21 protein-coding genes and 2 riboswitches are annotated in these 22,541 nt (G+C 67.0%); of the genes, 9 read left to right on the top strand and 12 right to left on the bottom strand.

What is annotated here, in order from left to right:
* Window positions 1-1,885: FdhF/YdeP family oxidoreductase (locus tag G6N77_RS11480; RefSeq protein WP_165182296.1), on the top strand; the 1,885-nt coding region annotated here is incomplete at its 5' end.
* 66 nt (window positions 1,886-1,951) lie between these two features.
* Here the strand turns inward: G6N77_RS11480 and G6N77_RS11475 are convergent.
* Window positions 1,952-2,986, bottom strand: a complete 1,035-nt coding sequence (locus G6N77_RS11475; RefSeq protein ID WP_165182295.1) for an ornithine cyclodeaminase — start codon at window positions 2,984-2,986, stop codon at window positions 1,952-1,954.
* 128 nt (window positions 2,987-3,114) lie between these two features.
* On the opposite strand from G6N77_RS11475, the gene G6N77_RS11470 reads away from it, so the two are divergent.
* Complete coding sequence (locus G6N77_RS11470; RefSeq protein ID WP_165182294.1) at window positions 3,115-3,546, top strand: Lrp/AsnC family transcriptional regulator; 432 nt, start codon at window positions 3,115-3,117, stop codon at window positions 3,544-3,546.
* A gap of 14 nt (window positions 3,547-3,560) precedes the next feature.
* On the opposite strand, the gene G6N77_RS11465 is transcribed toward G6N77_RS11470, so the two are convergent.
* Window positions 3,561-4,232, bottom strand: a complete 672-nt coding sequence (locus G6N77_RS11465; RefSeq protein ID WP_165182293.1) for a TetR/AcrR family transcriptional regulator — start codon at window positions 4,230-4,232, stop codon at window positions 3,561-3,563.
* Between the two features lie 77 nt (window positions 4,233-4,309).
* On the opposite strand from G6N77_RS11465, the gene G6N77_RS11460 reads away from it, so the two are divergent.
* Complete coding sequence (locus G6N77_RS11460) at window positions 4,310-5,752, top strand: MFS transporter (RefSeq protein WP_165182292.1); 1,443 nt, start codon at window positions 4,310-4,312, stop codon at window positions 5,750-5,752.
* Window positions 5,753-5,816: 64 nt separating this feature from the next.
* Here G6N77_RS11460 and G6N77_RS11455 read toward each other — a convergent pair whose 3' ends face one another.
* Genes G6N77_RS11455 through mobA form a run of 4 tightly spaced genes read right to left on the bottom strand, consistent with a single transcriptional unit; the run spans window position 5,817 to window position 9,069 of the window.
* Window positions 5,817-6,701 carry an alpha/beta hydrolase family protein gene (locus tag G6N77_RS11455; protein WP_262454244.1) on the bottom strand — a complete coding sequence of 295 codons (885 nt, stop codon included), beginning with the start codon at window positions 6,699-6,701 and terminating at the stop codon, window positions 5,817-5,819.
* Entirely contained in the window at window positions 6,692-7,909 is a 1,218-nt protein-coding gene (locus G6N77_RS11450; RefSeq protein WP_262454246.1) for a molybdopterin molybdotransferase MoeA, read from the bottom strand. Before G6N77_RS11450 ends, G6N77_RS11455 begins: the two co-directional genes overlap by 10 nt.
* A 6-nt stretch (window positions 7,910-7,915) precedes the next feature.
* Window positions 7,916-8,242 (bottom strand): DUF6457 domain-containing protein, encoded by a 327-nt coding sequence (locus G6N77_RS19910; protein WP_240901989.1) that lies wholly within the window; start codon window positions 8,240-8,242, stop codon window positions 7,916-7,918.
* Window positions 8,243-8,271: 29 nt separating this feature from the next.
* Window positions 8,272-9,069 carry a molybdenum cofactor guanylyltransferase gene (gene mobA / locus G6N77_RS11445; protein WP_240901988.1) on the bottom strand — a complete coding sequence of 266 codons (798 nt, stop codon included), beginning with the start codon at window positions 9,067-9,069 and terminating at the stop codon, window positions 8,272-8,274.
* A 100-nt stretch (window positions 9,070-9,169) separates the two neighbouring features.
* On the opposite strand from mobA, the gene G6N77_RS11440 reads away from it, so the two are divergent.
* Window positions 9,170-9,796: a TetR/AcrR family transcriptional regulator gene (locus G6N77_RS11440; protein ID WP_165182291.1), complete on the top strand. Its 627-nt coding sequence runs from the start codon at window positions 9,170-9,172 to the stop codon at window positions 9,794-9,796.
* Between the two features lie 116 nt (window positions 9,797-9,912).
* Window positions 9,913-11,514: an MDR family MFS transporter gene (locus G6N77_RS11435; protein ID WP_165182290.1), complete on the top strand. Its 1,602-nt coding sequence runs from the start codon at window positions 9,913-9,915 to the stop codon at window positions 11,512-11,514.
* Between the two features lie 62 nt (window positions 11,515-11,576).
* Here G6N77_RS11435 and G6N77_RS11430 read toward each other — a convergent pair whose 3' ends face one another.
* The 3 genes from G6N77_RS11430 to G6N77_RS11420 all read right to left on the bottom strand — a co-directional run bounded on the left by G6N77_RS11430 (window position 11,577) and on the right by G6N77_RS11420 (window position 14,614).
* A complete protein-coding gene (locus G6N77_RS11430) occupies window positions 11,577-12,359 on the bottom strand; it encodes an NlpC/P60 family protein (RefSeq protein WP_240901987.1) in 783 nt (260 codons plus the stop codon).
* A gap of 3 nt (window positions 12,360-12,362) precedes the next feature.
* Window positions 12,363-12,561, bottom strand: a riboswitch (cyclic di-AMP (ydaO/yuaA leader).
* 142 nt (window positions 12,562-12,703) lie between these two features.
* Window positions 12,704-13,546 (bottom strand): M23 family metallopeptidase, encoded by an 843-nt coding sequence (locus tag G6N77_RS20135; RefSeq protein WP_306987322.1) that lies wholly within the window; start codon window positions 13,544-13,546, stop codon window positions 12,704-12,706.
* Between the two features lie 2 nt (window positions 13,547-13,548).
* Window positions 13,549-13,774: riboswitch (cyclic di-AMP (ydaO/yuaA leader) on the bottom strand.
* Window positions 13,775-13,918: 144 nt separating this feature from the next.
* On the bottom strand, window positions 13,919-14,614 hold the full coding sequence (locus G6N77_RS11420) for an iron-dependent transcriptional repressor DtxR (protein ID WP_165182288.1): 696 nt from the start codon (window positions 14,612-14,614) through the stop codon (window positions 13,919-13,921).
* Between the two features lie 226 nt (window positions 14,615-14,840).
* Here G6N77_RS11420 and serC point away from each other — a divergent pair, with 226 nt between their 5' ends.
* Entirely contained in the window at window positions 14,841-15,968 is a 1,128-nt protein-coding gene (serC, locus tag G6N77_RS11415; RefSeq protein WP_262454249.1) for a phosphoserine transaminase, read from the top strand.
* Between the two features lie 87 nt (window positions 15,969-16,055).
* Here the strand turns inward: serC and G6N77_RS11410 are convergent, their stop codons facing one another.
* From G6N77_RS11410 to G6N77_RS11400, 3 genes are all read right to left on the bottom strand, one after another.
* Window positions 16,056-16,457, bottom strand: coding sequence for a nuclear transport factor 2 family protein (locus G6N77_RS11410; protein WP_165182286.1), 402 nt, complete (start codon window positions 16,455-16,457; stop codon window positions 16,056-16,058).
* A 68-nt stretch (window positions 16,458-16,525) separates the two neighbouring features.
* Window positions 16,526-17,146 carry a DUF3027 domain-containing protein gene (locus G6N77_RS11405; RefSeq protein WP_165182285.1) on the bottom strand — a complete coding sequence of 207 codons (621 nt, stop codon included), beginning with the start codon at window positions 17,144-17,146 and terminating at the stop codon, window positions 16,526-16,528.
* Between the two features lie 11 nt (window positions 17,147-17,157).
* Window positions 17,158-17,538, bottom strand: coding sequence for a cold-shock protein (locus G6N77_RS11400; RefSeq protein ID WP_165182284.1), 381 nt, complete (start codon window positions 17,536-17,538; stop codon window positions 17,158-17,160).
* A gap of 198 nt (window positions 17,539-17,736) precedes the next feature.
* Here G6N77_RS11400 and G6N77_RS11395 point away from each other — a divergent pair, with 198 nt between their 5' ends.
* From G6N77_RS11395 to G6N77_RS11385, 3 genes are read left to right on the top strand one after another with little or no spacing between them, the layout of a single operon-like run.
* On the top strand, window positions 17,737-17,973 hold the full coding sequence (locus G6N77_RS11395; RefSeq protein WP_165182283.1) for a hypothetical protein: 237 nt from the start codon (window positions 17,737-17,739) through the stop codon (window positions 17,971-17,973).
* A gap of 36 nt (window positions 17,974-18,009) precedes the next feature.
* Window positions 18,010-20,769 (top strand): helicase-associated domain-containing protein, encoded by a 2,760-nt coding sequence (locus tag G6N77_RS20130; protein WP_165182282.1) that lies wholly within the window; start codon window positions 18,010-18,012, stop codon window positions 20,767-20,769.
* On the top strand, window positions 20,766-22,424 hold the full coding sequence (locus tag G6N77_RS11385; RefSeq protein ID WP_165182281.1) for a DNA repair helicase XPB: 1,659 nt from the start codon (window positions 20,766-20,768) through the stop codon (window positions 22,422-22,424). Before G6N77_RS20130 ends, G6N77_RS11385 begins: the two co-directional genes overlap by 4 nt.
* Window positions 22,425-22,541 lie beyond the last annotated feature (117 nt).

The following is a 22,541-nucleotide window of genomic DNA, read 5'->3' as shown; positions in this document are numbered from 1 at the left end:
GGATCCCAACGAGGCCATTTTTTACACCTCCGGGCGCACCTCCAACGAGGCCGCGTTCCTGTACCAGCTCATGGTCCGCGGGCTGGGGACCAACAACCTGCCTGACTGCTCCAACATGTGCCACGAATCGTCCGGTTCGGCGCTAACGGAGACCATCGGCATCGGCAAGGGCTCGGTGTCGCTGGCGGACATGCACCAGGCCGAGCTGATCATCGTCGCCGGCCAGAACCCGGGCACGAACCACCCCCGCATGCTCTCCGCGCTGGAGAAGGCGAAGAAGAACGGTGCCGTGATCGTGGCCGTGAACCCGCTGCCGGAGGCCGGGCTGATGCGCTTTGAGAACCCTCAGACGGTGCGCGGGCTGGTGGGCGGCGGCACGGCGCTGGCCGACGACTTCCTGCAGATCCGGCTCGGCGGGGACCAGGCGCTGTTCCAGGGGCTCGGCAAGGTCCTGCTCGAAGAGCAGCGCCGCCCCGGCTCACCGCACGGGGGCCGCGTGTTCGACACCGCGTTCATCGACGAACACACCTCAGGGCTGGGCGACTACCTGGCGCAGCTCGAGGCCGCCGACTGGGCGGAAATTCTCACGGCCACGAGGCTGACCGAGGAACAGATCCGGGCCACGGGCGCCCGCCTGCTCGCCTCCCGCGCCACCGTTGTCTGCTGGGCCATGGGCCTGACCCAGCACAAGCACTCCGTGGCCACGCTGCGCGACGTGGTCAACGTGCTGCTGTTACAGGGCAACATCGGCAAGCCCGGCGCCGGCGTCTGCCCGGTCCGCGGCCACTCCAACGTCCAGGGCGACCGGACCATGGGCATCTTTGAACGCATGCCCGCCGATTTCCACGACGCCCTGGACGCCGAGTTTTCCTTCACCTCGCCCCGCGCCAACGGCTACGACACCGTCGCGGCCATCGCGGCCATGCGCGACGGCAAGGCCCGCGTGTTCCTCGGGATGGGCGGGAACTTTGTGCGCGCCACCCCGGACTCGCTCGTCACCGAGGCCGCCCTGGGCAAGCTGTCCCTGACCGTGCAGATCTCCACCAAGCTCAACAAGTCCCACCTGCACACCGGCCGCCAGGCGCTCATCCTGCCCACCCTGGGCCGCACCGAGCGCGACACGCAGGCCGGCGGCGACCAGCGCGTCACCGTCGAGGACTCCATGGGCGCCGTCCATGCCTCCCGCGGGCGCCTGGCCCCGGCGTCGGCGTCGCTGCTCTCCGAAGTCGCCATTGTGTGCCGGCTCGCCGCCCTGATGTTTTCCACGCCCGACGGCGGCACCCGGCAGGGAGCGCCCGCGGCGGACTGGGCGGGGCTGGCTGCGGACTATTCCCGCATCCGCGCCCACATTGCCCGTGTGGTTCCGGGTTTTGAGGACTTCGAGGCAAAGGTCGGGCGCCCCGGCGGATTCATCCTGCCCCACGGACCCCGCGACTCCCGCACCTTCACCACCGAATCCGGCAAGGCGCATTTCACCGCCAACATGCTGGAATATCCGTTGGTGCCCGCCGGCCGGCTGCTGCTGCAGACCCTGCGCTCCCACGACCAATACAACACCACCATCTACGGCAAGGACGACCGCTACCGCGGCATCAAAAACGGCCGCCGCGTGGTTTTCGTCAACCAGGCGGACCTGGACGCTCTGGAGATCGCCAACGGCGACATGGTGGACCTGGTCTCAGAATGGAAGGACGGCGTGGACCGCCGCGCACCCGAGTTCCGCGCTGTTGCCTACCCCACCCCCGTGGGCTGTGCCGCAGCCTACTACCCCGAGACCAATGTGCTGGTGCCGCTCGATTCCACCGCCGACACGAGCGGCACACCAACATCCAAATCCGTGGTGATCCGACTGGAACCCGCCGCCTCCCGTCGAGATTCGAGATAACCACCGCCCTCATTGGTGGTTATCTCGAATGTCGACGGGAGGCAGGGGTGGGCGTCGGCAGGCCCGTCAGCGGATCAGGTGCGGAGCCCGGGCGCCGATGAGGCCAAACAGGTTCTTCGGATCCTCCGGACTGGCCACGAGGTCGATCTCGTCGAAGAAATCGGTCCCGGCAACGGCGTCGCGAACGTAACGAAGGGCTGAGAAGTCCTCGATGGCGAACCCCACGGAATCGAAGATGGTCACTTGTTCCGCCGTCGTGCGGCCGGCGGCCTGGCCGGTAAGCACGCGCCAGAATTCCGTCGCCGGGAAATCGGCCGGCATTTGCTGAATTTCCCCTTCAATCCGGGTCTGTGGATCAAATTCGACAAAGACGTCGCCCCGGGCCAGAATGGCCGGGTCCAGCTCGGTCTTGCCGGGGCAGTCCCCGCCCATGGCGTTGATGTGCACGCCGGCTTCAATCATGTCCGCCGTGAGGATGACGGCTTTTGCCTTGTCAGCCGTGCAGGTGGTGATGATGTCGGCACCGCGGACAGCGTCGGCAGCAGAGCTTGCCACGATGATGTCAAAGCCAAGCGGGGCCATGTTCCGCACATACTTTTCGACGGCGGCAGGATCGGTGTCCCACACGGAAACCTCATTGATGCCCAGCACGCTGCGGAACGCCAGGGACTGGAATTCAGATTGGCTGCCGGCACCGATGAGTGCCAGCCGCTTCGAGTCGGGACGGGCCAGCTTCCTGGCCACCATGGCGGACGTTGCGGCGGTACGGAAAGCCGTCAGGAGGGTCATTTCCGAAACAAACGTGGGGTAGCCGTTGCTGACGTCGGCCAGAACCCCGAAGGCCGTCACGGTCTGGAAGCCGCGGGAGGGATTGGACGGGTGCCCGTTGACGTACTTGAAGCCGTACGTTTCATGGTCGCTGGCCGGCATCAGTTCGATGACACCAAAAGGCGTGTGGCTGGCCACGCGGGGCTTTTTGTCGAAATCTTCCCAGCGGCGAAAATCATCCTCAACATAGCCCACCATTTCGGCCAGTATGTGTTCGGTTCCCTGGGCGGCCGCCCACCGGACCATGTTCCCGACATCCACAAAACGCGTCATTGCGATCCTTCCAAAAGTCATTGATGCTTCCACTGTAGGTCTGGTCGATTTGCATGTTCAATGAGCAATCAACCTACATTCAGCGCAGATATTGCACATATCTGACAGGCAATCCATACAATGTGATCATGACTAGCTTGGATGACCTGGACCGGCGGCTGCTGTCCGCGCTGCGCGAGAACGGCAGGGAGCCGGTGGCCGCCCTTGCCCGCCGCCTGGACGTTTCCAGGGCAACAGTGAACAGCAGGCTGGCGCGGCTGGTGGATTCCGGCACCATCGTGGGCTTTTCCGTCCGCGTCCGTGACGAAACCAACGCCGGCTCGATCCGGGCCATCTCCCTGCTGGAAGTCGAGGGCCGCGCCACCGACAAGGTGATCCGCGCCCTCAAGGGCCTGCCTGAAATCAGGGCCCTGCACACCACCAACGGCGCCTGGGACCTGGTGGCCGAGCTCGCCATGGACAACTTGGCGGCGTTTGACCAGGTGCTGGGCCGGATCCGCTCCATCGAAGGCATCGTCAACAGCGAAAGCAGCCTGCTGCTCAGCTCCGTGCTGCGCTAGCGGACGCCTTCCGCTCAGCCCGCCTTGCCGGAGGCAAATAGCAGCGGCAACTTGGCGCCCATGGTGCATTCAAGCAACTCCGCAACTGCGGAATTCGTCTCGTAGAGATCGGTCAGGCGCAGGCTGATGAGTGTGTTCATGAGCATCCCGTGGGCCAGGAAGTCACGTGTCATTTCCTCACCCAGCCCGGCCTCGTCACGCACCAAGCGGTAGATGCCCACGAAGCCGTCGCGGGCGCACGCCCCAATGACGGGTTCGTGCCCCGCAATGAACGACTGCATCATCATCAAGAGAATGCCGCGGTCCTGGACCAGGTCGGCATAAGCCAGCGACATGAGCTGCTTGAGCTGAACCTCCCGGCTGGAACCCTTGTCCGGGTCGAGCAACGCCACCTTCCCGGCGAGCCGTCCGGCGTCGTAATCGGCAATGACGGAACGGAAGCTGTCCATCAGCTTGCCCAGCGCCCGGTCCAGCGCCTCCAGGAACAGGTTCTCCTTGGTGCCAAACATTCTCACCACGTAGGGCTGGCTGATGTGCGCCGCCTTGGCCACCTGGTCAGTGGTTGCACCGGAGTACCCGCGTTCGGCAAACACGGCCGTGGCCGCCTGCAGGATGAGCTCACGGCGTTCAGCTGCCGGCATGCGCGCGGGCCGGGCCCCGGATTCCCGGACAATTTTCTTCACCATGCTTGACATGTTATCAGTTGATAACTACATTTGCTGATAAGTAATCATCCAATTACCTCAACTGTGAAGAAGTTCTCATGAAACGCCCCATCCCGGCCTGGCTGGCCATCACGGCCGCCTCGCTCCCTGTATTCATGGCCACCCTGGACAACCTGGTGGTCACCAACGCCCTGCCCGTCATCCACGAGAAGCTCGGCGCCGGCGTCGAAGAGCTGCAATGGGTGGTCAACGCCTACGCACTCAGCTTTGCCACCTTCATGCTGCTGGCCGTGGGCCTCGGCGACAGGCTGGGCCGGCGCCGGGTCTTTCTCGCCGGGCTCTCCATTTTCACGCTGGCATCCGCAGCTGCCGCCCTGAGTCCCGACCCCACGGCGCTCATCGCCGCCCGGGCCGTGCAGGGACTGGGCGCGGCCGCCATCATGCCCCTGTCGCTGACGCTGCTGGCCGGATCAGTCAGCCGGGAACGGCGCCCGCTGGCCATTGGCATCTGGGGCGGCGTCTCGGGGCTGGGGGTCGCCCTCGGCCCGCTGATCGGCGGCGCCGTGGTGGAGGGCTGGAACTGGCAGGCCATCTTCTGGCTGAACGTCCCCTTCGGCTTCGTTGCCGTCCCTTTGGTGCTCCTGGGCCTGCCCAACAGCTTCGGCGCACGGCTGAAGGCCGACGTCGCCGGCCTGGTGCTGTCCGGCCTGGGCCTGCTGGGGCTGGTGTTCGGGATAGTCCGGGGCAACACCGCCGGCTGGACCAGCACCGAGGTGCTGCTTCCCCTGATTGGCGGCGGCGCCCTGTTGCTCGCTTTCGTCGTCCGCGAATGGCGCGCCGAGGCACCCCTGCTTCCCCTGCGGCTGTTCCGCGACCGCAGCTTCACGGTGGCCAACATCGTGGGCTTCACCTTCAGCTTTGGCATCTTCGGATCCGTGTTCATCCTGATCCAGTTCCTGCAGGTGGTCCAGGGCTACAGCCCGCTCGAGGCCGGCGTGCTCACCATGCCGTGGACCCTGGCGCCCATGTTTGTGGCCCCGCTGGCCGGCCTCCTGGCCCCCCGGCTGGGCACCCGCACCCTGATGATCACCGGCCTTGCCCTGTTGACGGCCGGCATGTTCTGGCTCGCCGCCTCACTGAGCTCCACTGTCGCCTACCCGGTGATGGTGCCCGGCTTCCTCGCTGCGGGCATCGGCATGGGCCTGGTCTTCGCCCCCATGTCCACCGCCGTACTCGCCAACATGCACCAGGACGACCACGCCAAGTCCTCCGGCGCAAATGCCACCCTGCGTGAGGTGGGCGTGGCCCTGGGGGTCGCCGTCCTGACCGCCGTGTTCACCGGGGCCGGCGGGCAGCTCACCCCCACGGGCTACGTGAATGCCGCCATTCCGGCGATCTATGTGGGTGCCGCCGTCCTGGTGGTGGCCACAGCGTCCGCCTTCTGGCTGCCATCCCTCAAGCGCTCCCGCGAGCTGGCCGCCGCCATCCCCGGGGACACGCACGACGGCGGCGCACCGGTCCCGCTGCCAGCGCACGCCTGACGCCGCCCACCTGACGCCGGAAAAATACCGGGCCGCCGCACTGTGTCCGCAGCGGCGGCACCCGCTAAGCCCAGTCGCCCCCGCGCAGCCAGGCCAGGGTCTGCTCCCAGAAGGTGTCCCGGTAGCGGCTGTGGAACAGGGCGAAGTGGCCCAGGGACGCCTCGCCGTACTGCGACGGGTGCAGCCGGACAATCCGGGACGGGCTGTTCGGCGTATACGCCACGGCCCGCCGCATGGCTGGCAGTGTTGCGTAGGAATCGTCGGTGGGCGCCAGGGCAAGGATGGGCGCCGTGACGGCAAACTGGTGCCCGCGGAGGGCGGCACGCTGGGAAGCTGCGGCCGATGCGGTAAAGTCCTTGCGGCTGCGCGCCCAATCCAGGGCCACACCGGCGGGCAGGTCCTCCATCAGGCCCAGCCGCTTGGCCGGAAAATACCCACAAGCTGCCACGAGCGGCAGCATGAGCGCCGCGCGGGCCCAATGGCCCAGCTGGTGCCTGAAGCGGAGGTCGCGCCAGTAGGCATGTTGCGCCCCCACAGTCAGGATCCGGGACAGGGCAGCGGCATTTGCTGCCAGGCCCACGCCGTAGCCGCCGTAGCTGTGGCCCACCAGGTTCACCGGCAGCCCTTCCGCCTGCGCCATTGCCCAGCCCACCACGGCGTCGATGTCCAGCGAACCCCACTCATGCCAGCGGACCTGCTGGCCGCGCAGGGGCCCGCCGCGGGATTCCCCGATGCCCCGATAGTCAAAGGTGACGGCCGTGAAGCCGTGTTCCGCCAGGAAGGCCGCATACCGGTGGTAGTAGTTGGCCTTCACTGCGGTGGCGCAGGCCACCACCACCGTTCCCAGCCGGGCCACCCCGTCCGGCACCGCAAAGACGTGCCCGTGCACCTCCCGCCCGTCGGCGCACCTGACCGACAAGGCGGCAGGGGCCCCGGAAATCACGCCCACGGGAGGCCGAATGCCGTGAGGGTCTCCCCCATCTTCGCCCCGTGCGGCGGCACCACCATGATGCCGTCGGCTGCCGCAAGCCCGCGCATCATGGCGGAGTCCGTGAAGGCGCATGGCGAGGCGAGGCCGTAAAGCAGCCGGTACGGCATGAGGCGCGTGGGCCCGTGGTATTCCTTGACGGGCGATCCGCACACCACCTCCACCGTGGCCGGCATGGGCAGGCTGGCAAGCCTGGCGAGCAGGGGCGCGCCGATCGAAATGAGGCTGGTCATGGCCGCGAGGGGGTTCCCCGGCAGCCCCACCACAAAGCGGCCATCGGGCAGTTCCGCCAGCAGGGTGGGGTGGCCCGGGCGCATGGCGATGCCGTCAATATGGAGGGTGGCGCCCATCTGTCGCAGCGCGGGCCGCAGGAAGTCCACGCGCGAATGGCCCGTGGCACCGGTGGTGATGACAACATCGGCCGGGTCGTCGTCGAAGTCCGCCAGGGCGTCCAGCATGGAAGGCAGGCTGTCGCCTGCACGCTGAAGCCCGACGACGGAGCCCCCCAACGCTTCCACCACGCCTCCCAGCTGGGGCGAGAAGGCGTCGCGGACGTGGCCGGGGTCCGGAATTCCGCTGGAGACCACCTCGTCGCCGGTCAGGACCAGGGAGACGGCGGGACGGCCCAGGACGGACAGGAAGTCCAGCCCGCCCAGCGCGGCAAGGGCAAGATGGGCCGGATTCAGCCGCACCCCGGCCTTGACCAGGAGCTCGCCGGCCGCTGCCTCCTGGCCCGCCGGGCGGATGTGCTGGCCGTTTTTTGGCTCGCCGGGCCGGGCCGCGCCGTTGCGCACCAGGACCGGCAGGCCGTCGTCGTCCGTGGAAAGCGTCCCCGACTCGCTGCGTAGGACGGCCTTGGCACCGGCCGGAATCAGTCCGCCGGTCACCACGGGCACGGCCTGTCCCGGGGACAGGCGGCGCCCGGGCTCGGCCAGGATCCAGGGCGGGCTGCCGGCAACTGCCCAGCCGTCCATGGCGGACGACGCGTAGTGCGGCATGGCGTGGAGCGAATGGACGTCCGCGGCCAGTTTCCGCCCGGCGGCCTGAGCCAGCGGCACGTCGTGGGCCGGGAGCGGTTGTGCCACGCCATAGGCCAGCGCCCGCGCCTCCTCCCACGTGTGGGGCAGCGGGCGCGGCGCGGTGGCCGGTTCCTCGATGGGGGGCTCCACGGCCGGCTACTCCGCTGCGCGCTGCGGGGCTGCGTCCGCCGCGCCGGCCGCCGGTGATTCCGGGGCGGGGGCTTCGGCTGCGGCCAGCTGTTTGGCCAGGCCGAGGGCCGCCGCCATGGCGGCCTGGTCGGTGGCCTGGCCGGAGCCGGCGGCAAGCCCCGCGGCCAGCCCGGCCACAAAAGTGGTCAGCGGCGCGGCGGGCCGAACCACGGCGTGGGCTGCCACGCCGGCGAGGTTGAGCACTGCGTGGGTGTCGACCTTTACATCTGCGAGCTCAAAGGCGGCAAGCAGCTTGGCGAGCCAGGCCTCCAGCACGTCGTCATGGTTTTCCATGGTTCCACCTCTCCTGGCCCGGCCGCCTGTCACCGCGGCGCCGGATCTTGATCCTTGGCGGCGATTCCATGCATCCGGGCGTCTTCCCACGTGTCAATGTCCGCCGTCAACCCCGGGGGCACTGCGCATTCCTTGGTGTTCACACTAGCAAGCAGCGAGAACACTGACGCGTTGCTGAGGCGGTGTGACGCCCGCGCCGCATCCACAGCCGCGCGCAGGGGGCCCAGCGGGTATATTGCCGCGAGGGGCTGCCGCCGGCCGCCGTCCACGGCCATGACGCCGGTGCCGGGATCGTCGCCCTCCAGCCCTGCCGCCAAAAAGCGCACCAGTTCGCTTGCCTGGGGCATGTCGCACGCCAGGACCAGCACATGGCCGCCGTCTGCACCTGCCGGTGCCCGCGGCCGGGCCCCGGATGCCCCAGGGAGGGCTCCGGCCAGTTCCGCGAGCCCGGCCGCCAGCCCCGCTGCGGGCCCGGAATAGGGCGGATTCTCCCGCGCAAAAACCACCCGGCCCGCCAACGGGCCCAGCCAGGGTGCCAGCAGTTCCGCCGGCCCGACGACGGCGACGGCGGGGGCTGTGGCCCGGCCCGGGTCCTCGCACTCCGGCCCCTCGCACTCCGGCCGGGCGTCCCTGCCCGGCCCCTCGCTGTCAATGAGGGCGAGGGCAGCCTCCACGGTCCGGGCCAGCAGGGTAATGCCCCCAACTGTGAGCCCGGCCTTCGGCACCCCGCCCAGACGCCGGGACAGTCCCCCGGCGAGGATCACAGCCTGCATGGGTGCGTGCTTGCGTTCACTGCCGAAGTCCCCGTCGCGGCATCCAGTGTCCATGAAGTTCATGCTAGCCCGTCCGGAACGTTCGGCTCCGTGCCACCCGGCCATAAATGTGCACTCACCGCATATTTACAGGAACTGCATTTATACTGGTCCCATGTCCATGGAAACCCTGCGCAGCAGAAAACGCGCCGCCACGAGCCAGGCGATCCGCAGGGCCGCCGTCGAGCTGGCCCTGCAGCAGGGCTACGAAAATGTCACCGTGGACATGATCTGCGCGGCCAGCATGGTCTCCCAGCGCACCTTCTTCAACTATTTTGGTTCGAAGGAGGGCGTCTATGTCGGCGCCGAAAAGGCCATGCCCACGCCGGAACTCATCCAGGGCTTTGTTGAGGGCAAGGGCAGCAGCGTGTTTGGGGACCTTTTCAGCATGCTGGCCCAGACCATAGTCAGCACCGAGCCGGACCTTGCCCTGTTCCAGGCCCGGCACCAGTTGATCCACCAAAGCCCGGAACTGCTCAAACGGGAAAAGGCACGCATTGGCGAGGTCGAGGAAACGTTCGTGCGCTACGTCATGGACCGCTTCCATTTCCAGGGACGCACCGAAGAACAAACCCCCGACCTTGAGGACGAAGCCCGCATGGTGGTCTCCCTGGTCTCGGGCGCCATGCGCTTCGCCATGCAGAAGTGGGTGGCCGGCAATTTCACCGACACCCGTGAGGAATTGGTCCGCTCGGCCTCCAGCCTGATCCAGCGCATCACCAGCAGTGAGCACTGGCCCTAATCCGGCGCCGCAACGGCCAGTTGCTGCGCAGCGCAAGCCGCGGCAGCGCGCCGTCGTACTTGGCCGGCAATCCGCCGCCCTTCCACTTTTACCCGTTCGCGTGCAAGGAACCTTTCATGACGTCGACCACCAAAATTGCCCATCCTCCCACAACGGGCGACCGCCGCAGCATCCTGCTGGTTTTTGCCGGCCTGATGCTGACCATGTTGCTGGCATCGCTGGACCAGACCATTTTCAGCACCGCCCTGCCGACCATTGTTGGCGAGCTCAACGGCGTCAGCGAGATGCTGTGGGTCATCACCATCTACATTCTCGCTTCCACCATCATGCTGCCCATTTATGGCAAGCTGGGCGATTTGATGGGGCGCAAAGGCCTGTTCATCTCCGCGATTTCCATCTTCATCCTCGGCTCGATCGTGGGCGGTTTTGCGCAGGACATGACGTGGCTCATCATTGGCCGCGGCGTCCAGGGGCTGGGCGGCGGCGGCTTGATGCTGCTCTCGCAGGCCATCATTGCCGACGTGGTGCCGGCCCGTGAGCGCGGGCGCTACATGGGCATCATGGGCGGCGTGTTTGCACTGTCATCCGTGGCCGGGCCGCTGCTGGGCGGCTGGTTCACCGACGGAATCGGCTGGCGCTGGGGCCTGTGGATGAACATTCCGCTGGGCATCATGGCCATCATTTCCGCGGTGTTCTTCCTGCGCCTGCCCAAGCACCCCCACGGAAATGCCCGCGTGGACGTTGCCGGCATGGCCGTGCTGGGCATCACCTCCACGCTGCTGGTGCTGGTGAGCACCTGGGGCGGCACCAAGTACGACTGGGGCTCGCCACAGATCATCGGCATGGCCATTGGCACGTTGGCCGCGGGGGCGGCATTCGTGTGGATCGAACACCGGGCAGTGCACCCCATCATGTCCTTGCACCTTTTCAAGGACCGCAACTTCAACCTGACCACGGCGGCAGGCCTCATCACCGGGATCGCCATGTTCGGCACGCTGGCCTACCTGCCCACCTATTTGCAGATGGTCACGGGTGCCAACGCCACGCAAGCGGGCTTTTTGATGATCCCCATGATGGCCGGACTGCTGGTCACTTCCATCGTCTCCGGGCAGTTTGTCAGCAAGACCGGCAGGTACAAGTGGCTGCCCGTGGCCGGCATGTTGATTGTGGCGGGTGCCCTGGTGCTGCTTTCCACGATGACCACCGCCATGCCGGTTTGGCTCATCTGCGTCTACCTGGCAGTCATGGGCATCGGGCTGGGGACCAGCATGCAGATCCTGGTGTTGATAGTCCAAAACCAGTTCCCCAATTCACAGGTGGGCATGGCCACGGCGTCCAACAACTACTTCCGCCAGGTGGGAGCCTCGCTGGGTTCCGCCGTCGTCGGCAGCTTGTTTGCCCACCGGCTGGCGCAAATCCTCACCGAGCGGATGTCCGCCGGCGGCGGCCAGCAGGGTGGCGGCATCAATTCCCTGACGCCGCAGATTGTCCGGCAACTGCCCGAGCAGGTGCGCAGCATCATCATTGGCGGCTACAACGACGCCCTGACGCCGATCTTCGCCTACATGGTGCCGCTGCTGCTGGTTGCTGCGGTGCTGTTGATGTTCGTGAAGGAGATTCCGCTGGCAACCAGCATTGACCGGCAGCCCTCACCGGAAGACGCCGGCGTTGCGGAGGCCGGCGTTGCGGAGGCCGGCTCCGCAGCGGTGGACGGTTAGCCTCGACACGTCAAAGGGCCCCGTCATGGTGACGGGGCCCTTTGACGTGGTTGCTGCTTGGCTTAGTGGCCGATCGCGATGAAGACCGGGCCGGAGCCGACGTTCACGGAGTACAGAACGGTTGAACCGTTGAATCCGCCGTGGACGGCCATGCCGTTGCCTACGTAAACAGCGATGTGGGCCATGCCGCCGCCACCGTTTGCGTAGTAGATGAGGTCACCGGGCTGTGCTTCGGCCTGGCCCACGGTGCGGCCCAGGGACATGTAGTCCGCCGGCCAGCCGTGGAAGTTGATGCCTGCGGCCGCCAGGGAGTTGGAGGCCAGCGCGGTGCAGTCCTGTGCAACACCCAGCTGGGCGTAAGCCGCAGCTGCAATGGTTGCCCCAATGCCGCTCTTGACAGCAGGCTTGGCGGCCGGCGCAGGAGCTTCAGTGGTTGTGATGACGGGAGCTGCGGTTGCGGGAGTTGCTGCGACTGCGGCAGCCGGGGCTGCTGCAACATCGTTGCTCTGTGCTGCCACGACGGGTGCCTGCACAGCAGGAGCCGGCGTGGAAGTGACCACAGGGCTTGCGAAGGAAATCTTTACTGTGGATGCCGCCGTTACGCCGGAGGCCAGCTCCGAGTTCAGGCTAAGCGTGGTTCCACCGTCAGATGCACGCTCCACGGTGGGGGTTGATGCGTTTGCTGCGATACCAGAAGTAAGGACAAGCCCTGAAGCTGCTGCGATTACAGCGGCCTGGCGTCCGACACCACCGACGTTGGAGCTGACGGCTTTCGAGATGACGGAGATCGGGCTGGTCTTAACAACCTCGGCGCGGTGGCGCCCAAGGGCAGTGTTTGAAGACAAGAAGGATCCTCTCCCAAAGCCTGCGAGGTAAGCTGTCGGATTCGGATGGGAGTCACCCGGCCGCATTCCCATCCACCGCTGAAGACGAATCTTCTGTGCGGATGTAGTGCGACTTCACCCCTAGGACTTCTCGTGAAAACGAAGCCCGATATTGGTTCCCCCGCCCCTGCCAGACGATTGTTACGAACGGACCATGAGCAGTGGCAGAGCTAGGCAATCCACTCATGGGCGCCCGCTTGATTCGAAGCAGGCGCGGTTACGACGGTACAACAGATTTTCGCCAATGTCACGTTCCGGTCACGGTGCGGTGTCAAAGCCGTGACCTGGCACCCCCTGTGGAGGGATTAAAGCCAGCCTTGCGGGTCAACGGTTTCGTCATCCACCAGCACCTCAAAGTGCAGGTGGCAGCCGGTGGAGTTGCCGGTGGTGCCGCTCAGCGCAATGAGGTCGCCACGCTCCACTTTTTGCCCGACTTTGACGCCGATTGAGCTGAGGTGGCTGTAGCTGGTTGAGAGGCCGTTGCCATGGTTGATGACCACCCGGTTGCCACCGCCAAACTCATGCCATTGCGCGTAGCTCACGGTGCCGCCGGCAGAAGCAAATACCTCGGTCGAGCACTGGATGGCAAAGTCCTGGCCGGTATGGAAGTCTCCTGCGGCTCCGGTCACGGGATTGATGCGGGCTCCAAACGGCGATGTCTGTACCAGGTTTTTCAGGGGTGCCGACAGCGTCCCCTTGGCTGCCTGGGGTGTCACCTTGGCGGCCTCGACCTGCAGTGTCTGCTTCAGCTGACCATCAAGGTTGAGCGAGCTGCCCACGGCCGGGGTGGCAAAGCTGATGGGCACGTCCGCGGCCGCTGTCACCAGGGATTGCACCGCCAGGGCCGGTTGGGCGTCCACGGCCGGGAGTGCGCCGCCGGCGGAGGGAAGGGCGACGGCCAGCGCCAGTCCTGTCGCGGCCAGCACAATTCCCGCTGTCTGCCCCGCGCCACTGGGGAAGCCGGGCTTTCGGCCGGCACGGACCCTGTAACGGGATCCGGAGCGGGCCGGGTGGCCGTGCGCAGTTTGCGGCTTGGCCCTGCCCCGCTCTGCGGCGAGCGCTTCCCGGCGGCTGGCCGGGACGCCCTCGGGCACACAGGTGGCCTGCACAACCACGCGACGGCGGCCGTGCTGAATTGCCTCTGACACTCAATACCTCTCTATAAAGGCACCTGCGAGGTTAGCTGTCGGATTCGGATCTGAGTGCAGCTTGTTGATCCGGCCCGCGCCCGGCACATTGGCATCCCGTTGCAGTCCTGGCGGAGTGCGTGGATGGGATTTAAGTGCGTGGCCTGCGGGCTTCACCCCAAGGCGGACTGTTGGGTCCGCCGCTTGTGGTTCCCCCGTCCTTGCCTGAATTGCTTGCAAACCATCTTTTGAAGGCAAGGCTCGGTGTCAAAAGTTGGTAACGCTTTGGTTACAGCGCCGTTGGCTACTATACGGTAAATCTGGCCGCCGTGATAATTCCGTTATCTCCTGGGCGGCTGGCGCCGGGGCCATGGAGGGCGCCTTCAGGGCTAGTCAGCTCATGGAAACAAAAACATGTGAGGCAACTTCGGGAGGCAGTTCCAAGGCGCCTTCGATGCCTGGGACGCGAACCGAGATGTATTCGCCCACCTGGGCCAGCGAAATCTGCGCGCCGGGGCGCAGGCCGCCCTCGTCCAGCTGGCCAAGAAGCTCCGGTTCCACCTGAATGCGCTCCGAGAGCCGGTGGATGGTGACGGACTGGTCCGGGGAGTAGGTGCCCATGGCCTCCACCAGGGTCACCAGCCCGGCAGAGAACTCCGGCGCCACTTCCCCGCCCAGTTCCTCCAGGCCCGGGATGGGGTTGCCGTAGGGCGATTCCTCAGGCTTGCCCAGCAGGTCATACAGCCGCTGCTCCACGCGTTCACTCATGACGTGCTCCCACCGGCAGGCCTCCTCATGCACGTAGGCCCAGTCCAGGCCAATGACGTCGGAAAGCAAGCGTTCGGCCAGGCGGTGCTTGCGCATCACGCGGGTGGCCTTGTCCCGACCGGCGGGGGTGAGCTCGAGGTGCCGGTCCCCGGAAACTATCACCAGGCCGTCACGCTCCATGCGCCCGATGGTCTGGGACACGGTGGGACCGGAATGGTGCAGGCGCTCTGCAATGCGGGCCCGCAGGGCAACGATGTTCTCTTCTTCCAGCTCCAGAATGGTTCGCAAATACATTTCCGTCGTGTCAATCAAATCTGTCACGTCAGATTCCTCCTAATGTTGAGCGAGATTCCGGGCAGGGGCCTGACTCCCTACGTTATCGTGCTTAATACAAGGGATGAAAACGGTCCTTTGTTCCCGGCCGGCACCCACAGCCCGATTGTTTCGGCATGCGGCCCGCATTTCGGGATGGGCGCCATTTTGCGGCAGAATTGGCACCAGGCCCTTGGCGCCTTTACTTCCATCGCTTAAATTTTGGAGCAAACACGTGAGCGAATCCACGCCCCTCACCATCCCTGCCAATCTTCGCCCGGCCGACGGCCGCTTCGGTGCCGGCCCGTCCAAAGTCCGTCCCGAGCAGGTGGCTGCTCTGTCCGCCGCCGGTGCCTCCCTGCTGGGGACCTCCCACCGCCAGGCTCCCGTGAAGAACCTCGTGGGCGAGGTCCGCAGCGGCCTCAAGGAATTCTTCGGGGCACCGGACGGCTACGAGGTCATCCTGGGCGTGGGCGGCTCCACCGCTTTCTGGGACGTGGCCTCCTTCGGCCTGGTTGAGAAGAAGGCCCAGCACCTCTCGTTTGGCGAGTTCGGTTCAAAGTTTGCCTCTGCCACCAACAAGGCACCCTTCCTGGATGCCTCCTCCATCATCACCTCCGCCCCGGGGACACGCCCCGAGCCGGCAGCCGAGGCCGGCGTGGATGTTTACGCCTGGCCCCAGAACGAGACGTCCACCGGCGTCGCCGCCCCCGTCAAGCGCGTTGCAGGGGCCGACGGCGGCGCTCTGGTCGTGGTCGACGCCACCTCGGCGGCTGGCGGGCTGGCCGTGGACATCACCGAGGCGGACGTGTACTACTTCGCGCCGCAGAAGAACTTTGCCTCCGACGGCGGCCTGTGGCTGGGCCTTTTCTCCCCGGCCGCGTTGGAACGTGCCGCCCGCATTGGCGCCACGGACCGTTGGGTGCCGGACTTCCTGAACCTGAACACGGCCATTGACAACTCCCTCAAGAACCAGACGTACAACACGCCCGCGCTGTCCACGCTCGTCACGCTAAACGAGCAGGTCAAGTGGCTCAACGGCAACGGCGGGCTCGACTTCGCCGCCAAGCGAACGGCGGACTCCGCAGGGCGCCTGTATTCCTGGGCCGAGGCCTCCAGCGTGGCCACCCCGTTTGTGGCCCGGGCCGAGGACCGCTCCAATGTCATCGTCACGATCGACTTCGATGACTCCGTCGACGCGGCCGCCGTTGCCAAGGTGCTGCGCGCCAACGGGATCGTGGACACCGAGCCCTACCGCAAGCTGGGCCGCAACCAGCTGCGCATCGCCACGTTCGTCGCGATCGATCCGGATGACATCACGGCACTGACCAAATGCATCGACTACGTGGTGGAAAACCTCTAGGCATCCCGCCGGGAGGCCGGAACGGATAATTGATCCCGATATATTAGGCTCAATTATCCGTTTCGGCCTCCTCAGCGCCGCGGAGGGTCAGGCCGGTTCTTCCCAGAACGCATCCAGCTGGGCCTGGTCGGAGTAATGTCCGCGGACGGCGTGAATGAGGCCGTCCTGCACGCGCATCAGCTGACAGCCGGTGATGTCCAGGATGCGCCCGCCAAAGTCCCCCGTGGCGTGTTGGATGGCCACCACGTATTTCTCACCCACGGCAACGTCGAGGAGCTCGGCCTTGAACGTGCCGCCGGAGAGTGGGCCAAGCTTCGCCAGGAACTCGTCCCGGATGGCCGCCCAGCCAATGTGGTCGCCCGAAATTGGGCTGCTGCCGGGCAGGTGCCACAACGCATCGGCAGCAAAACAACCCTGCGCCGCGGCCATGTCACGGTCGGCAACGGCAGTATAGAAACGGCGCACCACATCAACTGCTGCATCATCCATGCGCAAAGCATGGACCCGTGGCCGGGCCCCCGTCAACAGCCGCTTGGTTGCCGAGTCGACAGGGCCGGTCAGTTGCGCGAAAACTCGCCGTCAGAGTAGGAGTCGTCGTCGCCGCCGTCGGCGACGGCGTCGGCCTCGGTGGCCTCGTCATCGTCGTCGGTGCCCGCGTCACTGTCGTCGCCGTCGGCAACGTCCGCGGAGTCGCCGCCGTCCTCGGCAGCAGCCTCTCCCGCATCGCCGCCGTCGTCCTTGGCATCAGCCTGCTCCTCGCCGCCGTCAACTGGACCCTCCGCGGCAGCCAGGGCCGCAGCGTCCTCGGGCCGGACGCGCTCGGCCCACGGCACCCACGGCGGGGCCAGCACGGAGCCGTTGGTTGGCAACAGGCCCACCTCGTTGACCGTGGCCTCCTTGGACCGCGAAACACGGGTGATCGTGGCAAACCACTCCCACCCCGTGTAGCCGGGTAAATTGCACTCAAAAAGGTGGGTGACGCAGCGGATCCCCTCGCTGCGGGCTCCCACATGGCGGCCAATGTCGCCGTCGGCGGCAATGTCCAGGATGGCCGTGCGCGCCGTGGCGACGGCTTCGGCCAAGAAGGAGTCCGGCTTGCCCACCCGCCAGAGCGGCACGCCGGGGCGCTGCGGGGCAGGGGCTGCCAGCTGGGGGGAATCGGTGGGAAGTTCGGTCATGGTGGGCACCGTTACGCGTCGAAGTTGTCGGCAACCTTGCGCAAGGCCGCCGCAATCTTGCTCGCGTCGCCTTCCGGGTATTTGCCGTTGGTCAAGGATCCTACGGAATGCTCCAGCAGCGACACCAGGTCCTGCACAATGGGGGCCAGGTCGCGGGCGGGCATGCGCTTGGCCTTGGCCACGGACGGGCCGCGGTCAATCACCTTGGCGGCCATGGCCTGGGCACCCTTGCGGCCGTCAGCCACGCCAAATTCCATTCGCGTGCCCGGCTTGATCTCGCCCGTCCCGGGGGCCAGGGCGTTGGCACGCAGGAACACCTCGCGGCCGTCGTCGGCCGTCAGGATGCCGAAGCCCTTGTCATTGTCGTACCACTTAACTTTGCCGATCGGCACTTGCTTTACCTCGTGTATTTCATCCGTGGGAATCACGCTTGACACCTGCGCGAGGTTTAATCGCAGTACCTGTGGGCTGTGAAATGTGCAGCTGGTACAAACAGGCACATGGCGTGCTGGTCTATTCCCTCTAGATTACCGCGTTGGGCAATGCCCGGCCGCTTTGTGCCGCACCTGTCCGCTGTTAGCGTTATGGACATGACCCCTTCACCAATTTCACCCCGCCGCGAGCGCGCCTGGCAGGCCTTCAGCGCGGCAGCCATGGTGCTGGCCGTGGCGGGGCTGGCATCCCTGGCCTACGTGCTGCTGGGCAAATGGGCTGGCGGGACGCCCTGGCCCGGGTTCGACTGGATTGCCATGCTGGGCCTTCCCGCCGCGTTCTTCATGATGGGCGCCAGTGTGCTGCATGCCGTTTCCCGCCGCCGCAGGCTGTAGTTTCGCCGGGGCACTCGTGGGGGTAGCGTTGAGCTGATGTCCACCCTGCAGCTTTTGACTTCCCGGCTGGCCGCCGCGCCCGATGCGGAGCTGTTGTGGCTGTTGGCGCGCCGTCCGGACTTGATGGACCCGCCCGTGGCCGACTTTTCCGCCCTGGCCGCCCGGGCCTCCAGCCGGCTGGGCGTGGCCCGTGCCCTGGACCGGCTGAACCTGCCCCAGCTGCAGCTGCTGACAGCCTTGTTTGTGGTGGCCGATCCCCTGCAGGGGGCCACCGCGGAGCAGCTTGCGGCCGCCGTGGCCGGTGCCGGCGAAGAACAGCTGGCACCCTGGCTGGCGGAACTGTGCGCGCTGGCGCTGGTGGTGCCGGTCCCGTCGCCGCCGGTTCCGTCGGCTCCGTCCCGAACAGCGGACGACGCCGGTCCCGCCATTTTCCTGCCAGTCGCCTCCCTGCGCGAAGTGTTGGGCGCGCACTCCGCCGGGCTGGGCCGCAGCTACGCGGAACTGGCCGCCTCGGTCCCCGGTTGCCGAGAGCGACTCGCCGCGGCCGCCGGCCGCACCGCTGCTTCCCAGGGAGATCCGCCGGATCCCGCAACCTGGGATCCCGCAGCCGCCCTGCACGACGCCGTGACGGCCTGCCCGTCCCCCGCCGCCCTGTTGGCGGGCGCGCCCGAGGGAACGAAGGAACTGCTGGCCCAGTTCCGCCACGTCCCCATGGGATCGGTGGCCCACGCACTTCGGGATGCGGAGGCCCGGCAGGAGGGGTCCAGGCAGGCAGGGTCCACGCAAGCAGGGTCCACGCAGGAGGAGGCCCGGCTGGCTGGGTCCACGCGGCAGGCCGGGTCCCGGCAGGAGGGGTCCCGGCAAACTGGCGGCATCCAGGGCCACCAGGCTGCCGAAGCCATCGACTGGCTGACGGCCCGGGGCCTGCTGGTCCCGCTTGATGGCGGACATGTGGAGCTGCCTGCCGAGGTGGGGCTGCTGCTGCGCAACGGACAGGTAATTCCGGGCTTTGCTGCGACTCCCCCGGCGCTGGAGGTGCCGGAAATCCGCCTCTCGGTGCGCGACAACGCGGCCATGGGGTCGGTGGCCGCCGTGCTGCGGACCATGAATTCACTGCTCGAATCCGTAGCCGGCAATCCCCTGGCGACACTGCGTGCCGGGGGTGTTGGCGTGCGCGCCGTGCGGCAGCTTGCCAGGGACCTGGGCATTGATGTGGCACAGTCGTACTTTTACCTTGAACTGGCAGCCCTGGCGAAACTCATCAAGCTCAATCCGGACACCTCCCAGTGGCATGCGGTGGCGGACGGCTGGCTGGCCCGCGACAGGGCAGCCCAGTGGGTGTGGCTGGCGGCCGCGTGGCTCGACTCGGATCGGATGCCGTCACTGGTGGGGACCGGCCAGCCCGTGGTCAACGTCCTTTCCGGGGAAGCCTTCCGGTCCGACGCCCCCATGCTCCGCGGCTCCACCTTGCAGGTTTTGGAAACTTTGTGCACGGCAGCCGGCACGGCGGCTGAGGATGCAGCCGGGCCACCCGCGGACGGCGCCGGGCCGGCCCCGGCGGGCACCTCCCCGGCAGGCCAGGCAACCGTGCCCTCCCCCCGCGGGGACCAGGTGCTGGCCCACTTCGGCTGGCACCACCCGCGCCCGGCCCGCAGGGTCGCCAAGGCGCTGGCGGGGTTCCTGTCCGAAGCGGAGCTGCTGGGGCTCAGCGGTGCGGGCGCACTGACGGACCATGGCAGGGCCATTGTTCACCGGGACTGGGACGGCGCCCTCGCCCTGGTCGCCGCGGCTCTGCCCGAACCCGTGGAGCACCTGCTGCTCCAGGGCGATCTCACGGCAGTGGCCCCCGGATTCCTCGCCCCGGAACTCGCCGCGGAACTGGCCCTGCTGGCCGATCCGGAGGGCCGGGGCGCGGCAGGCGTTTACCGCTTCAGTGCCGCGTCCATCCAGCGGGCCTTCTCCGCCGGCCGCACGGCGGAAGGCATTCTCTCCTTCCTCGCGCAGCATTCAGCCACCCCCGTACCGCAGCCCCTCGAGTACCTGCTCAGGGATGCCCAGTCCCGGCACGGCCGGTTCACCGTTGGCCAGGCCGGGACGTACCTCACGGCTGAGGACGCCGCCGCCCTGGCCGAGCTGTTGGCCGGGGGCGCCGCGGCCGCCTTGGAATTGACGGCAATTTCCCCCACCGCGGCTGTCAGCCCGCGCAGCGCGGCGGAGGTGGTTTCCGCCCTGCGGGCAGCAGGGCACTCCCCCGGCATTGCCCCCGGCACACCCCTTGCCGCTGGCTCGGACGACGGCGGCACCCGGCGGGGCACCACGTCCGGCGCCCCGCGCAGCCGGGACAGGGCGGCGCAGTCCGGGCCCGAAATGCTGGCCCCCCACGAGGTGGCCCGGCTCCTGGCCGAGGAAGCCGACGAAACTTTTGAAGGTGGCGCAGGACCGGATGCCGACAGCGGCGCGGCGACTGCCGCCGTCGTTCTTGCCAGTGCGGCTGAAGCCGCTGCCGCAGCGCAACTGGGACTGCTGCGCAGCCGGCCGGCCTGGACGCCCGGCACGGGGGAATCGGCACCGGCCCTGGCCCTGGAACAGCTGCACGCGGCAGTCCGGGGCAAGCAGGCTGTCTGGCTGACCGCCGTCGGAAGTGACGGACACCCGGAGCGGCGGCAGCTTTTCCCGGTGTCGGTGGCGGGCGGGCGGGTGCGGGTGTTCGATCCGGGCAGCGGCAGGGAACGGGCCATCGGCATCCACCGCGTGATGGGTGTGGAAATTATTGCGAAAGGGAAAGGGGCGCCATGACGGACGGGCCGCTGATCGTCCAAAGCGACAAGACCATCCTGCTGGAGGTGGACCACCCCCAGGCCACCGAGGCACGGCACGCCATTGCCGCGTTTGCCGAGCTGGAACGGGCGCCGGAACACATGCACACGTACCGCATCACGCCGCTGGGGCTGTGGAATGCGCGGGCTGCAGGGCTGGACGCCGAGCAGGTGCTTGACACGCTGCTGACGTATTCCCGTTTTCCCGTGCCGCATCCGCTCCTGGTGGACATTGAGGACGTCATGTCCCGGTACGGGCGGCTGCGCCTGGAAAAAGACCCCGTCCACGGGCTGGTCATGCGCACCACCGACTTTCCCGTGCTCGAGGAAGTCATGCATGCCAAGAAGGTGGGGCCGCTGCTGGGGCCGCGGATTGACGCCTCCACCGTGGTGGTGCATTCCTCGCAGCGCGGCGCCCTGAAGCAGCTGCTCCTGAAGGCGGGCTGGCCCGCGGAGGATCTGGCCGGCTACGTGGACGGCACGCCCCACCCGATTGAGCTGACGGCAGGGGATGCCGACGCCGTGGCGCCGAAGGACGGCACCTGGTCCCTGCGCCCGTACCAAAACCTGGCGGTGGAGAATTTTTGGGCCGGCGGCTCCGGCGTGGTGGTGCTGCCCTGCGGGGCCGGGAAAACCATTGTGGGCGCGGCAGCCATGGCGGTCTCCGGCACCACCACCCTGATTTTGGTCACCAACACCGTCTCGGCCCGGCAGTGGAAGGCCGAACTGCTCAAGCGCACTTCCCTGACGGAGGCGGAAATTGGCGAATATTCCGGTGCCGCCAAGGAGGTCCGGCCCGTCACGATTGCCACGTACCAGGTCCTGACCATGCGCCGCGGCGGCCTCCACCCGCACCTGGAACTGCTCAATGACAACGACTGGGGCCTGATCATCTACGACGAGGTCCACCTGCTTCCGGCCCCCATTTTCCGCATGACGGCGGATCTCCAGGCGCGCCGCCGCCTGGGCCTGACCGCCACCCTGGTGCGCGAGGACGGCCGCGAAGGAGAGGTGTTTTCGCTGATTGGGCCCAAGAGGTACGACGCCCCGTGGAAGGACATCGAGTCGCAGGGCTACATTGCCCCGGCGGACTGCGTGGAAGTGCGGATTGACCTGCCGAGGGACGAGCGGATGGCCTATGCCATGGCCGACGACGCCGACAAGTACCGGCTGTGCGCCTCCAGCGAGAGCAAGTCCGACGTCGTTGAAAAGCTGGTGGCCCAACACGCCGGGGAACAAATCCTGGTGATCGGCCAGTACATTGACCAGCTGGATGAGATTGCCGGGCGGCTGGATGCCCCGCTGATCAAGGGCAGCACCACAGTGAAGGAACGCGAACGGCTGTTTGGGGAATTCCGGCAGGGGCTGCTGAAAACGCTGGTGGTCTCCAAGGTGGCCAACTTTTCCATCGACCTGCCCGAGGCATCCGTGGCCATCCAGGTCTCCGGCTCCTTTGGCTCCCGCCAAGAGGAGGCCCAGCGGCTGGGCCGGCTCATGCGCCCCAAGGCGGACGGCCGCACCGCGCGCTTTTACGCCCTCGTGGCCCGCGACACGATCGACGCGGATTTCGCTGCGAAGCGCCAGCGCTTCCTGGCCGAGCAGGGCTACGCCTACCGCATCATCGACGCCCCCTAGCCGACCCTCGGTTCCAAACGGGGCACTTTTCCCCGACCCTCGGTTCCAACCGGGGCACTTTTCCCCGACCCTCGGTTGCAAACGGGGCACTTTTCCCCGACCCTCGGTTGCAAACGG

The organism is Arthrobacter silviterrae (assembly GCF_011045165.1).
In the GTDB taxonomy this organism is placed as follows: domain Bacteria; phylum Actinomycetota; class Actinomycetes; order Actinomycetales; family Micrococcaceae; genus Specibacter; species Specibacter silviterrae.
Note: the sequence above shows the minus strand (reverse complement) of the source record. Positions and strands in the feature narration are given on the sequence as shown.

Excerpts from the sequence above, each read along its gene's own strand:
- G6N77_RS11405 (WP_165182285.1), bottom strand. The coding sequence starts at position 17,146 with ATGACCGAACTTCCCACCGATTCCCCCCAGCTGGCAGCCCCTGCCCCG.
- G6N77_RS11475 (WP_165182295.1), bottom strand. The coding sequence starts at position 2,986 with ATGACGCGTTTTGTGGATGTCGGGAACATGGTCCGGTGGGCGGCCGCC.
- G6N77_RS11465 (WP_165182293.1), bottom strand. The coding sequence starts at position 4,232 with ATGGTGAAGAAAATTGTCCGGGAATCCGGGGCCCGGCCCGCGCGCATG.
- G6N77_RS11435 (WP_165182290.1), top strand. The coding sequence starts at position 9,913 with ATGACGTCGACCACCAAAATTGCCCATCCTCCCACAACGGGCGACCGC.
- mobA (WP_240901988.1), bottom strand. The coding sequence starts at position 9,069 with ATGGACACTGGATGCCGCGACGGGGACTTCGGCAGTGAACGCAAGCAC.
- G6N77_RS11470 (WP_165182294.1), top strand. The coding sequence starts at position 3,115 with ATGACTAGCTTGGATGACCTGGACCGGCGGCTGCTGTCCGCGCTGCGC.
- G6N77_RS20130 (WP_165182282.1), top strand. The coding sequence starts at position 18,010 with ATGTCCACCCTGCAGCTTTTGACTTCCCGGCTGGCCGCCGCGCCCGAT.
- G6N77_RS11460 (WP_165182292.1), top strand. The coding sequence starts at position 4,310 with ATGAAACGCCCCATCCCGGCCTGGCTGGCCATCACGGCCGCCTCGCTC.
- G6N77_RS11395 (WP_165182283.1), top strand. The coding sequence starts at position 17,737 with ATGACCCCTTCACCAATTTCACCCCGCCGCGAGCGCGCCTGGCAGGCC.
- G6N77_RS11410 (WP_165182286.1), bottom strand. The coding sequence starts at position 16,457 with ATGGATGATGCAGCAGTTGATGTGGTGCGCCGTTTCTATACTGCCGTT.
- G6N77_RS19910 (WP_240901989.1), bottom strand. The coding sequence starts at position 8,242 with ATGGAAAACCATGACGACGTGCTGGAGGCCTGGCTCGCCAAGCTGCTT.
- G6N77_RS11385 (WP_165182281.1), top strand. The coding sequence starts at position 20,766 with ATGACGGACGGGCCGCTGATCGTCCAAAGCGACAAGACCATCCTGCTG.
- G6N77_RS11440 (WP_165182291.1), top strand. The coding sequence starts at position 9,170 with ATGTCCATGGAAACCCTGCGCAGCAGAAAACGCGCCGCCACGAGCCAG.